Origin of the sequence: Microbacterium hydrothermale, assembly GCF_004854025.1 — a bacterium.
Taxonomy (GTDB): domain Bacteria; phylum Actinomycetota; class Actinomycetes; order Actinomycetales; family Microbacteriaceae; genus Microbacterium; species Microbacterium hydrothermale.
This window is the reverse complement of record NZ_STGM01000002.1, coordinates 572,101-584,535: the sequence shown is the minus strand read 5'-3', so window position 1 is coordinate 584,535 and position 12,435 is coordinate 572,101. Positions and strand designations below refer to the sequence as shown.

Sequence of the window (12,435 nt, the reverse complement as noted above, 5' to 3'; positions counted from 1 at the left end):
GGTAGCATCGGCCCGTGACCACCCGCCGCGCCACCATCAGCGACGTCGCCCGTGAGGCCGGCGTGTCGCCGTCGACGGCATCGGTGGTGTTCAGCGGCAAGACGCCCACGTCCGAAGCGACGAAGGCCCGCGTTCTCGCCGCCGCGGAGGCGCTCGGCTACACCGGCCCCGACCCGCGGGCGGCGTCGTTGCGCCGGGGCCGCAGCGGCATCGTGGGCGTCGTCTTCGACACGCACCTCGGCACGGCCTTCCTCGACCCGGTCACCACGCACATGATGGACGGCCTCGCCGACGGCGTCTCGCGCCTGGGCGCGGCGCTGCTGCTCCTGCGCGACGACGGCGAGACCGTCAGCGAGCCGTCGCTGCACACCGCCCCCATCGACGCGGCCGTGCTGATCGGCTGCAGCCCGCGCATGCGCGACTCCCTCGAGATCGTGCGCGGTCGCGGCATCCCCGTGGTCGTCGTCGAGGGCGACGCGGGCGACGGCGTGCCGCGCGTGCTCCTCGACAACGCCGAGGCTCAGCGGCAGGCCGCGCAGCACTTGTACGACCTGGGCCACCGCGACGTCGTGCTCGTGACACTGCCCTTCGACACCTCGCGGCGGCGCGGATGGGCGGATGCCGAGGCGCCCGTGCGCGTGGACGTGACGGCGGATCGGCTGGCCGGTGCGCGCGAGGTGTTCCCGGAGGCTCCCGTGCTGGCGGCGGCGACGAGCTCGATCGACGAGGGGACGATCGCGGGGCGCACGATCTTCGCCGATCCCGAGCGCCGACCCACCGCCGTCATCGCGCAGAGCGACCTGCTGGCCGCGGGCGTGATCCGCGCGGCCGAGGAGGCCGGACTGCGGGTGCCGCACGACGTCAGCGTCACGGGCTTCGACGGGGTGGTGGTCGACGGCCTCGCGCCGCACGTGCTCACGACGCTCGTGCAGCCGGCGACCGCGAAGGGACGTGCGGCCGGAGAGGCGGTCGCGGCGATGCTCGAGGACGCCGAGCCCTCGGGTCTCGACCTGCGCTGCGTGTTCCGCGCGGGGACGACGACGGCCCCTCCGCCTACCACATGAGGATTCGTGGTCCGCGAACTCTCATGCTCCGCATAGAATAGGTTCGACACCCCGAGAGCCCGGGCATCCGCCCGTCGAACCCGAGGAGGCCCGAACATGTTGCTGTTCCTGGGCGCCTTCGCGGCTCTCCCCCTTTTCCTGCCGTGGCTGGTCTCGAAGATCGGCGCGCGGGCGTTCTACGTCGCCGCGGTCCTGCCTGCTCTCGCCTTCGTTCACGCGATCGTGCTGGCTCCCGCGGTGTTCGCCGGTGACATTCCGTTCGAGGAATACCGCTGGATCCCCGCGATCGACGTCTCGCTGTCGATGCGGATGGACGTGCTCGGGTGGCTCCTGACGCTCGTCGTCACCGGCGTCGGCGCGCTCGTCATGCTCTACTGCCGCTGGTACTTCCGGGGCAAGACGCGGGGGGTCGGGCAATTCTCGGCCGTGCTCCTCGCGTTCGCCGGTGCGATGTACGGCCTCGTGCTGACCGACGACCTCGTCGTGCTCGTGATGCTCTGGGAAGCCACGAGCGTGCTGTCCTACCTGCTGATCGGCTACTACCACGCACGCGCCGCCAGCCGTCGCGCGGCCCTGCAGGCGCTGCTGGTCACCACCCTCGGCGGACTCGTCATGCTGATCGGCGTCGTGCTGATCGTCGTGCAGGCGGGCACCTCGAGCCTGTCCGCCCTCCTCGCCGATCCGCCCACCGGCACCATCGTCGACATCGCGGTGCTCCTGCTGCTCATCGGCGCGCTGAGCAAGTCGGCGATCTTCCCGTTCCACTTCTGGCTTCCGGGTGCCATGGCCGCTCCCACCCCGGTGAGCGCGTACCTGCATGCCGCCGCGATGGTCAAGGCCGGCATCTACCTCATCGCCCGTCTCGCACCGGGCTTCGCCGAGACGCCGTTCTGGCGGCCGACGCTCATCGCGCTCGGCGTCTTCACCATGCTGCTCGGCGGTTTCCAGGCCCTGCGCGAGCGCGACCTCAAGCGCATCCTGGCGTTCGGCACCGTGAGCCAGCTCGGCTTCCTCACCGTCATGCTGGGCTACGGGACGCGGGATGCCGCCCTCGCCGGCGTCGCCCTGCTGCTCAGCCACGCGCTGTTCAAGTCGTGCCTGTTCCTCGTGGTCGGCGTGATCGACCGTCAGCTGAACACCCGCGACATCGGCGAGCTCTCCGGGCTGGGCCGGCAGGCGCCCGTCATGGCGACCGCCTCGTTCATCGCAATCGCCTCGATGGCCGGCGTCATCCCGACCCTCGGGTTCGTGGCGAAGGAGACCGCGCTCACCGCGCTCCTGCACGAGGCCGAGGCCGGAGCGATCTGGGGCGTCGTGGCGCTGATCGGCATCGTCCTCGGCTCCGCTCTCACCGCGGGCTACGGCATCCGCTTCCTCTGGGGTGCGTACTGGACCAAGCGCGACGTCGCGACGACCGAGTGGCCCGACCCGCCCATCGGCTTCCTCTCGGCGCCCGTGCTGCTGGCCGCGGCCTCGCTCGCGCTCGGCATCCTGTCGCCCGTGGTCGACCACTGGCTCGCCCCCTACGCCGACGGTCTGCCCGAGGCCACTCCGGGTGTGGGTGCTCCCGACTACCCGTACCACCTGGCCCTCTGGCACGGGCTCGAGCCGGCCCTGTTCATCTCGCTCGGCACGCTCGCGCTCGGCGCGGCGATCTTCTGGACGGTGCGCAAGACGCAGCTGCACAAGCGGCGCCGCGTGCTGCCGTTCACCGCGAACGACGCCTACAACGTGGCCCTGCGCGGCATCGACCATTCCTCCGAATGGGTCACGGCGCGCTTCCAGCGCGGCTCGCTGCCGTTCTACGTCGGAACGATCTTCATCGTGCTCGTCATCGCCGAGGGCACGGCGCTCTTCGCCTCGTCGGAGTGGCGCGCCCAGCTCGACGCCTGGCACTCGCCGACGCAGCTCATCGCCGCGCCGTTGATGATCGCCGCGGGCATCCTCGCGGTGCGCGCCCGCAAGCGCTACACCGGCGTCGCCCTCGTGTCGGTGACCGGGCTCGGTCTCGTCGTGCTCTTCGCCACGAGCGGCGCCCCCGACCTCGCCCTCACCCAGGTTCTCGTCGAGACCGTCACCCTGGTGGTCTTCGCGCTCGTGCTGCGGCGTCTGCCCGCGCGCATGGGGGAGCAGAACGCCTCGGTGGCGCCCCTGGCCCGGGCCGTGCTCGGCGCGGGCGTGGGTCTGACCATGGCCCTGGTCGCCGTGGTCGCCACGGGAGCGCGACAGGACCTCCCCATCTCGCTCGAGTGGCCGCCCCTGGCCTACGAGATCGGTCACGGCCGCAACGTCGTCAACGTCGCGCTCGTCGACCTCCGCGGCTGGGACACCATGGGCGAGCTGTCGGTGCTCGTCCTCGCGGCCACGGGTGTGGCATCCCTCGTCTTCATCACCGACCGCAGCGACAACCTGTCCCGCCGCTCGGGCACGGCCCGCAGCCGGTCGGGCCTCGGGCGCCGCCGCCCGCTCGTCGAGACCGACAGCGGCGTGCGCGCGCAACGCGTGGGCGAGACCGGCGCGCCGCGCGCGTGGCTCGTGTCGGGCGTCAAGGTTCAGCCCGAGAACCGCTCGATCCTGCTCGAGATCATCATCCGGGTGCTGTTCCACACGGTCATGATCATCTCGCTGTACCTGCTCTTCGCCGGCCACAACCTGCCCGGCGGCGGCTTCGCGGGCGGTCTGGTCGCCGGCCTCGGCCTGGTGATGCGCTACATCGCCGGCGGGCGCTGGGAGCTCGGCGCCGCCGCCCCGACCGACGCCGGACGCCTGCTCGGCGCGGGCATGGCGATCGCCGTGCTGTGCGCGGTCGTGCCGATGTTCTTCGGCTTCGCGCCCCTGCAGAGCTTCACGTTCGAGGGCGAGCTGCCGCTCATCGGCCACTGGGAGTTCGTCACCAGCACGATCTTCGACATCGGCGTCTACCTCGTCGTGATCGGTCTCGTGCTCGACGTTCTGCGCAGCCTCGGCGCCGAGGTCGACCGGCAGTCGCAGCTGCCCGAAGACGCGGAGGTGGTGGACGCGTGAACATCTCCCTCGTTCTCGTCATCGTCATGGCCGTGCTCTTCGCGTGCGGCGTGTACGCGATGCTCGAGCGCAGCCTCACGCGCGTGCTCATCGGCTTCCTGCTGTTGGGCAACGCCGCCAACCTCCTGCTGCTCATCGTCATGGGCCGCCCCGCGCTCGCCCCGTTCTACGACGGCGAGACGGATGCCGCCGACATGTCCGACGCGCTCCCGCAGGCGTTGACACTCACCGCGATCGTGATCACGTTCGCGATCTCGGCCTTCCTGCTCGCCCTCATCTACCGCTCCTGGCAGCTCGGCCAGGCCGACACGGTCATCGACGACGCCGACGACGTCGCCCTGCGCACCCGTACGGCCGAAGAGGTCGAGGACGCGATGGACGAGGAGTCGCGCTCCGACGACGACGACGTCACCACCGACTTCGTCGGCGACGCGGCGAACCCCATCCGCGTCCTGCACCAGGGCGACCTGTCGCAGCTCGTCGACGACGCCCCGGTCGATCGCGTCGCCGTGCGGCGCCGCGGGTCGAACGAGGGCGCGACAGCGCGGAGCGCGACGGCGACGCCGCGACCGACGCCCCCCGCGACCCCCAGGACGGTGATCGCTCGTGAGCGCCCTCGTGCCCCTGCTCGTCGGCATCCCGCTCATCGGTGCCGCGATCAACCTCATCTTCGGCCGTCGCAAGAAGACGCAGATCGTCGTGTCGGTCGCCTCCCTCACGGCCGTGCTCGTGCTCGGGGCGATCCTCCTCGTCGCCGTCGACACCAGCGGTCCCATCGCGGTCGCGATCGCGGCCTGGCAGATCCCGTTGGGCATTGTGCTGTACGTCGACGTGCTCGCGGCCCTGCTGGTCGTCGTGACCAGCATCGTGCTGCTCGCGGTCCTGCTCTTCTCGATCGGCCAGGGGGCGGCCGACAACGACGAAGACACGCCGGTCTCGATCTTCTACCCGGCCTACCTGATCCTGGGCGCGGGCATCTTCAACGCCTTCATCGCGGGCGACCTGTTCAACCTCTACGTCGGCTTCGAGATCCTGCTCGTCGCCTCGTACGTGCTCATCACGCTCGGGGGCACCGAGTCGCGCATCCGCACGGGCGTCGTCTACATCGTCGTGTCGCTGGTGTCGTCGATCCTCTTCCTCGCGGCGATCGCGATGGTCTACGGCGCGCTCGGCACCGTCAACATGGTGCAGATCAGCGAGCGCATGGCGCAGCTCCCGCAGGACACGCAGACGATCCTGCACCTCATGCTGCTGCTCGCGTTCGCCATCAAGGCGGCGGTGTTCCCGCTGTCGTTCTGGCTGCCCGACTCGTACCCGACGGCACCCGCTCCCGTCACGGCGGTGTTCGCGGGCCTGCTGACCAAGGTCGGCGTCTACGCGATCATCCGCACCGAGACGCAGCTCTTCGTCGACAACGACATCAACTTCCTGCTGCTCATGGTCGCCCTCGCGACGATGATCGTCGGCGTGCTCGGCGCGGTGGCGCAGGCCGAGCTCAAGCGCATCCTGTCGTTCACGCTCGTGAGCCACATCGGCTACATGATCTTCGGACTGGCGATCAACACGCCGCTCGCGGTGGGGGCGACGATCTACTACATCGTCCACCACATCATCGTGCAGACGACCCTGTTCCTCGCGGTGGGCCTGATCGAACGCCGCGCGGGGAGCACGTCGATCCTCAAGGTCAAGGGGCTGATGCGCGCGGCACCCCTGCTCGCGGTGCTCTACTTCATCCCCGCGATCAACCTGGGCGGCCTCCCGCCGTTCTCGGGCTTCATCGGCAAGTACGCGCTGTTCGACGCCGCGGCCCAGGTCGGCACGCCCGTCATGATCGTGCTCATCGTCGGCGGTATCGTCACCTCGATCCTGACGCTGTACGCGCTCATGCGCGCGTGGAACCTCTCGTTCTGGCGCGAAGACGACGACTCGGCCGAGACGACCGAGCGCATCGCCTACCTCGGCAACGCCCCCGCGGCGACGATCTCGACCGAGCGCCGCACCATCCCGCGCATCATGACGGTCGCCACCGCCGGCATGGTCATCGTGACGCTCTCGCTGACGGTGTTCGCCGGACCGCTGCTCGACGCGTGCCTGCGGGCGGGCGAGCGCATCTACGGCGGGGTCACCCTCGTGCAGCTGCAGGATGCGGAGGACCCGCGATGAGCCCGACCCGCCGCGCGCAGGTGTCGCTCTTCCTGCACCAGCTGCCGCTCCTGCTGTGGCTGATCGCCCTGTGGATGCTGCTGTGGGGGCAGTTCACATGGCTCGCCTTCGTCACCGGCCTCGTGATGGCGGTCTTCGTCACCCGCGTCTTCCGGCTGCCCCCGGTCGAGCTCTCGGGGCGCATCAACCTCTGGTACGGCCTGATCTTCGTCGTCACCTTCCTCGGCGCCGTCATCAAGGGATCCCTGATCGTCGCGTGGCAGGTCCTCGACGTGCGGCGCCAGCCGGGAGCGGCGATCATCGCGGTACCCCTGCGCGTCGACGACGACGTCATCATGGCCCACACCGCGGTCACGGCATCCCTCATCCCGGGATCCCTCATCGTCGACGTCGATCGCGAGAACCGCACCCTCTACCTGCACACGATCGGGGTGCGCAGCGACGCCGACGCCGAGCACCAGCGCCGCATCGTGCTCGGCTGGGAGGCGCGGATCACGCGCGCCGTCGGCTCGCGCGAGGAGCTGCAGGAGCTGCGCGCCCGCATCGCCGACAGCTCGACGCACCACCACGAGTCCATCGAATCTCCGCGAGAGGGGAGGACCCCGCTGTGAACGCCCTCGTCGTCGTCATCCTCGTCGTCTTCGCCGCCGCCGCGGTGCTCGCCCTCATCCGGCTCGTGATCGGCCCGTCGATCCTCGACCGGGCCGTCGCGGCCGACGTGCTGCTCACCGAGGTGGTCTGCATCCTGGGTGCCGACATGGTGATCAACCACCACACGCGCTCGCTGCCGGCGATGCTCATCATCGCGGCGGTCGGCGTGTTCGGGTCGATCGCGGTCGCCCGCTTCGTCGCGCGGAAGGAGAACCCGCGGTGACCCTCGAATCGGTGCTCGACACCGTCGCCCTCGTGCTCGTGCTGATCGGCGCCGTGCTCTGCCTCACGGCGACGATGGGGCTGCTGCGCTGGCGCGACGTCCCCACACGCCTGCACGCCGCGACCAAGCCGCAGGTTCTGGGCGTGCTGCTCATCGTCATCGCCGTCGCGCTGTCGCTGCGCACGTGGGAGGTGGTCGCCTTCGGCATCCCGATCGTGCTCATCCAGTTCGCCACGGCGCCGCTGGCCGCGCACATGGTCGGCCGCGCCGCGTACCGCAACCGGACGACCGACGAAGAGGGCCTGTACATCGACGAGCTGCAGCACCGCACGGAGCAGCCCGGCTCGACCGGCGCGGAGACACGGCCGGAGAGCTGACCGCTCAGCGCGCGTCAGCGACGCGGATGCCGGGATTCAGAGCGCGCCCGCGAGGGCTCGGCCGACCGTCCGGCCCGTGAAGAGGCAGCCTCCGAGGAAGGTCCCCTCGAGGGCGTTGTATCCGTGGGCGCCGCCCCCGCCGAAGCCGGCCGCCTCGCCCGCGGCGTAGAGTCCCTCGATCGGTCGGCCCGCGGCATCCAGGGCGCGTCCGCTGAGGTCGGTCTGGATGCCGCCGAGCGACTTGCGCGTCACGACCCACAGGCGCACCGCGATGAGGGGGCCGTGCGCGGGATCGAGCAGCGCGTGGGGCTTCACCGTGCGGAAGATGCGGTCGCCGAGGAAGCGGCGGCTGTTGCGGATGCCCATCGCCTGCGCGTCCTTCGAGTACGGGTTCACGAGCTCGCGGTCGCGTTCGACGATCTGCCGGTGGATCGCCCCCTCGTCGAGAAGTCCGTCACCCGTGAGGGCGTTCATCTTGCGCACGAGTTCACCGAGGGTGTCGGCGACGACGAAGTCGGCCCCGCGCGTCTTGAACGCCTCGACGGGTCCCGGGGCGGTCCGCCCGAGGCGACTGCGCAGGAGCAGTCCGAGGTCGCGGTCGGTGATGTCGGGGTTCTGCTCCGACCCCGACAGCGCGAACTCCTTCTTGATGATCGTCTGATCGAGCACGAACCAGGAGTAGTCGTAGTCGGCGATGTCGGGGGTGGTGCGCAGGATGCGGAGGGTGCCCAACGTGTCGTATCCGGGCAAGCCGGGAGTGGGGAGCCGTCGCCCCCGGGCGTCGAGCCACAGCGACGAGGGACCGGGGAGGATGCGGATCGCGTGGCCGGGCCACACCGGGGCGAAGTTCTGCACGCCCTCGGTGTAGTGCCACATGCGGTCGCGGTTGACCAGTCGCACGCCCTGGGAGGCGGCGATGTCGAGCATGCGCCCGTCGACGTGGGCGGGGACGCCGGTGACCATCTTCTTCGGCGGCGTGCCCAACCGCTCCGGCCACCACGCGCGCACGCGGTCGTGGTCGCCGCCGATCCCGCCGGTGGCGATGACCACCGCCTGGGCCGACAGCTCGAACGTCGACACCTCGTCGCGCGACGACGACACCCCGCGGGCCGCGTCGTCGGGTGCCAGGATCGCCCCGCGGATGCCGGTGACCCGGCCGCCCTGGAACACCAGACCGTCGACGCGATGGCGGAAGCGCAGGTCGAGGGCGCCGTCCGCCGCGGCGGCGCGGGCACGATCGGCGAACGGCTCCGAGATCCCGGTGCCGGTGCCCCACGGCACGTGGAAGCGGGGGACCGAGTTGCCGTGCCCGTCCGCCGTCAGCGACCCGCGCTCGGCCCAGCCGACGACGGGAGTGAACCGCACGCCCTGCTCGTGCAGCCAGGCGCGCTTCTCGTCGGCGGCGAACTCGACGTAGGCCCGCCCCCACTTCTTCGCCCACTCGTCCTCGGCGAGGGGACCCTCGAGCCGATCCCAGCCCGCCGAGCCCTGCCAGTCCTGCCAGGCGAGGTCGAACGAGTCGCGCACGCCGAGCCGTCGCTGCATGGGGGAGTCGACGAGGAAGACCCCCCCGAATGACCAGAACGCCTGTCCGCCGAGATTCGCCGCATTCTCCTGATCGACGATGAGCACGCGCTTGCCCGCTCGGACGAGCTCGTTGCTCGCGACCAGACCGGCCAGTCCCGCGCCCACGACGATGACATCGGCATCCATCGGTCTCCTCCTCCGCGCGGCGACGGCGACGCGCGTTCCTTGCATCATCTCGCGGGATGGGTGTGCATCTCGCAGGCCCGCACCCGATTCGCTGCGTGTGCGCCGCGAAGCGTCAGACGCCCGCCTCCCGCACGTCGCGCTCGGCCTGAGGGGAGGGGCTGCCCTCGGCGGGGTCGGGTGTCTCGGTGCGGTGGTCGAGCTCGCGCGCCTCGCGCTCGTCGCGGCGCCCCTCGGCCAGGAACGCCAGCCGGTTCAGGCACTCGTGGTTGCGGGCGATCAGGAGCGGCTTCCACAGCAGCGAGGGGAGCAGGGCGGCGGCGCCCGAGACGGGCTCTTCGAGGATCGTCACGGCGATGCCGTCGCCGTGCGGGCGCACGTCGATGCGGATGACCCCGCGCCCGAGGATGCCGGCCTCCGGCCGCAGGCGCAGCCGACGCGGCGGGTCCCACTCGACGATCTCGGTCTCGTCGTGGATCATCACCGGCCACACGCCGAGCGAATGGTGGATGCGGGTGCCTTCGCGCGGCCACTCCGCGTCGACGTCTCGCATGCGAGCGGCGCCCACCACCCACACGGGATAGAGCCAGCCGTCGGAGAGCACCGCGAACAGGTCGTCGGCAGTGCAGCGCATCAGGCGCGTGTTGCGGGCGGCCATGGCACTGCATCCCTCCGGTCGGCGTGCTCCGACTGTAAGGGGTCGGCGTCGAAGGCGGTGAACCCCTTGACCGAGAGGGGCGGAGCCCGGGTCCCTTCGACAGGCTCAGGGACCTTCCCCAGGCTCAGGGACCTCGGGGGAGAGGTCGCTGAGCCTGTCGAAGCGACCGGGTCGGGCAGGACGAACGAGGCCCGGGGCCCCGCGCAGGGGGAGGCGGAGCCCCGGGCCGGTCTGATCAGCCGTGCGTGATGTCGGTCACCACGCCCTTCGCGAGGCGCAGTCGACGGCGTGCCCGACGGGCCACCGCGGAGTCGTGCGTGACCATCACGAGCGTCAGCCCCTCGGCGTTGAGCGTCTCGAGCACGTCGAGGATCTCGTCGCGCATGCTCTCGTCGAGGTTGCCGGTGGGCTCGTCGGCGAGCAGCACGCGGGGCTGCTTGGCGACGGCCCGGGCGATCGCGACGCGCTGCTGCTGACCGCCCGACAGTTCCCCGGGCCGGTGGTCGGCACGGTCGGCGAGACCGACGCGTGTGAGCGCCTCGGTGACCCGCCGGTCGCGCTCCGCGCGGTCGAGGTGCAGCGGCTCGAGACCCATGTCGACGTTCTCGGCCGCGGTCAGGGTGGGGATGAGATTGAAGCCCTGGAACACGAAGCCGATCTCCTCGGCGCGCAGGCGGCTCAGCTGGGCGTTCGAGGCCGTCGCGATGTCGACCTCGCCGAGCGTCACCGACCCGCTCGAGGGGCGGTCGAGCGCGCCGAGCATCTGCAGCAGCGTCGACTTGCCGCCGCCGGTGGGGCCCTGGATGGTGACGAAGTCGCCCGCCGCGATCTCGAGGTCGACGCCCGCGAGGGCCTGCACGGTGCGATCGCGCTGACGATAGGTGCGCGAGACCTTCGAGAGGCGGTACGCGGTGGCGGTGGAGGTGGGAACGGTGAGGGTCATGATGTCTCCTTCGAAGAACGGGGGATGCCGCTCACGCGACCGAACGGAGGGCGGCGGCGGGGCTGAGGCGAGCGGCACGCCATCCGCCGAAGGCTCCGGCGAGGACGCCGCCGAGCACGGCGATGCCGACCGCGGCCAGCACGACCACGGGGGTGACGGGGGCGCTCAGCACGATGTCGGTGGCCTGCGCCGCCGCCCGCCCGAAGCCGCCGGGGCCACCGGCGCCGGGACCCCCCTGCCCTCCGGGACCGCCGGAGGTGCTCGCCGCGACCGAGACGGTCGGCGAGATGACGTTGACGAGCAGGATTCCGCCGAGCCCGAGGATCAGGCCCGCGACGCCGCCGAGCAGGCCCTGCACGAGCGACTCGCCCGCGACCTGCCGCACGATGCGCGCGTTCGACCAGCCGATGGCCTTCAGCGTGCCGAACTCGCGGGTGCGACGGGCGACGCCCGAGATCGTGAACAGCACGGCGAGGGCGAGGGCGACGAGCAGCACGACGAGGCTGAGCCACGTGCCGAGGTTCGAGATCATCGTCGACGCGCTCGAGAGCGATCCCGAGACGGTCGAGGCGAGCTCGGACTGCGAGCTGACGGTCGCGTCCGGAAGCGCCGCGGTGATCTCGCTCTGCACCTGGTCGATGGCATCCGCCGAGTCGGCCTGCACGTACACGGTCGACACCACGTCGCCGACGCCGGCGAGCGTCTGGGCCACGTCGAGGGGGAGGTAGACGTTCGCGGCGGTGTCGGCGTCGGCCGAGGCGGAGGCGACGATTCCGACGATCTGCATCGCGGTGCCGCCCACGTCGATGGTGCCGCCGACGCTCAGGCCCGCGCTCGCCGCGTACGTCGCGTCGATCACCGCGACGTTCGTTCCGGCATCCGCCGCCTCCAGGGCACGGCCCTCGCTGACCGTGACGGACGAGAGGGGACCGACGGATGCCGCCGGGTCGACGCCCAGCACGCTGAAGGAGTCCACGCCGAAGGCGCTGCCGCCGTCGCCGCCGGGTCCGCCCGCCGGGGGTTCGCCCATGCCCCCGCCCTGCGACGCGTCGGTGCCGGTGCCGCTGTCGGCGCTGCGGTCGGGGATCTCGCCCGAGAACGTCGTGTTGGTCAGGGCCAGGGCGCCCGTCGCCGCGGACACGCCGTCGAGACCGGTCACCGTGCTCACGGTCGAGGCGTCGAGCGTCCCGCGCATCATGTCGGTCATCAGGCGCGACTGGCTGAGGGTCGTGGTGCCGTCGCTCGAGGCCCCGTCGTCGGCGCCGAAGTCGAAGCGCGGTCCGCCGCCGCCCTCGCTCGGCTGGGTCTGCGCCCCGGTGACGGTGAGGTCGGTGCCGACGCCGTAGACCGACGACAGCGCCTGCGACTGCGCGTCGCGCACGCCCGCCGACAGGGCGTTGACCACGATGACGAGGGCGATCGCGATCGCGAGTCCGACCGCGACGATCACGGTCTGTTTGGTGCGGCCGGCGAGTTCGCGCCGCAGGTAGGTGCCGTACATGCTTCTCCTTCCGGACGCGGGGTGCGGCCGTCGGAGTGACGGTAAGAACGGCACCCTCACCGCCGCCTCACGGTTTCTATGAAGCGCGTATGTCGCGGTGACAGGGCTGCGGAGGGCGGGC

The 12,435-nt window shown here is 71.3% G+C and carries 10 protein-coding genes and 1 pseudogene; 7 read left to right on the top strand and 4 right to left on the bottom strand.

Annotated features, from left to right (window positions below):
- Window positions 1–14: 14 nt before the first annotated feature.
- From FB047_RS06375 to mnhG, 7 genes and pseudogenes are all read left to right on the top strand, one after another.
- Window positions 15–1,064: a LacI family DNA-binding transcriptional regulator gene (locus FB047_RS06375; RefSeq protein WP_136586340.1), complete on the top strand. Its 1,050-nt coding sequence runs from the start codon at window positions 15–17 to the stop codon at window positions 1,062–1,064.
- A gap of 96 nt (window positions 1,065–1,160) precedes the next feature.
- Window positions 1,161–4,088, top strand: a complete 2,928-nt coding sequence (locus tag FB047_RS06370) for a Na+/H+ antiporter subunit A (protein ID WP_136586339.1) — start codon at window positions 1,161–1,163, stop codon at window positions 4,086–4,088.
- A pseudogene (locus tag FB047_RS06365) lies at window positions 4,085–4,591 on the top strand (Na(+)/H(+) antiporter subunit C); the annotation flags it as partial. The gene FB047_RS06370 and the pseudogene FB047_RS06365, both read left to right, overlap by 4 nt.
- A 103-nt stretch (window positions 4,592–4,694) precedes the next feature.
- Window positions 4,695–6,251, top strand: coding sequence for a Na+/H+ antiporter subunit D (locus FB047_RS06360; RefSeq protein WP_136586338.1), 1,557 nt, complete (start codon window positions 4,695–4,697; stop codon window positions 6,249–6,251).
- Window positions 6,248–6,862, top strand: a complete 615-nt coding sequence (locus FB047_RS06355; RefSeq protein WP_136586470.1) for a Na+/H+ antiporter subunit E — start codon at window positions 6,248–6,250, stop codon at window positions 6,860–6,862. The genes FB047_RS06360 and FB047_RS06355 overlap by 4 nt, the downstream gene beginning before the upstream one ends.
- The gene (locus FB047_RS06350; RefSeq protein WP_136586337.1) at window positions 6,859–7,125 is read left to right on the top strand and encodes an MrpF/PhaF family protein; all 267 of its coding nucleotides are present in this window, start codon (window positions 6,859–6,861) and stop codon (window positions 7,123–7,125) included. Before FB047_RS06355 ends, FB047_RS06350 begins: the two co-directional genes overlap by 4 nt.
- Entirely contained in the window at window positions 7,122–7,502 is a 381-nt protein-coding gene (gene mnhG / locus FB047_RS06345) for a monovalent cation/H(+) antiporter subunit G (protein ID WP_136586336.1), read from the top strand. Before FB047_RS06350 ends, mnhG begins: the two co-directional genes overlap by 4 nt.
- Before the next feature lie 36 nt (window positions 7,503–7,538).
- On the opposite strand, the gene FB047_RS06340 is transcribed toward mnhG, so the two are convergent.
- The 4 genes from FB047_RS06340 to FB047_RS06325 form a co-directional block, all read right to left on the bottom strand.
- Entirely contained in the window at window positions 7,539–9,215 is a 1,677-nt protein-coding gene (locus FB047_RS06340; protein WP_136586335.1) for an FAD-binding dehydrogenase, read from the bottom strand.
- Between the two features lie 112 nt (window positions 9,216–9,327).
- Window positions 9,328–9,870 carry an SRPBCC family protein gene (locus tag FB047_RS06335; protein ID WP_136586334.1) on the bottom strand — a complete coding sequence of 181 codons (543 nt, stop codon included), beginning with the start codon at window positions 9,868–9,870 and terminating at the stop codon, window positions 9,328–9,330.
- Window positions 9,871–10,105: 235 nt separating this feature from the next.
- Entirely contained in the window at window positions 10,106–10,813 is a 708-nt protein-coding gene (locus FB047_RS06330; protein WP_136586333.1) for an ABC transporter ATP-binding protein, read from the bottom strand.
- A 31-nt stretch (window positions 10,814–10,844) separates the two neighbouring features.
- On the bottom strand, window positions 10,845–12,314 hold the full coding sequence (locus FB047_RS06325; protein WP_136586332.1) for an ABC transporter permease: 1,470 nt from the start codon (window positions 12,312–12,314) through the stop codon (window positions 10,845–10,847).
- Window positions 12,315–12,435: the final 121 nt, after the last annotated feature.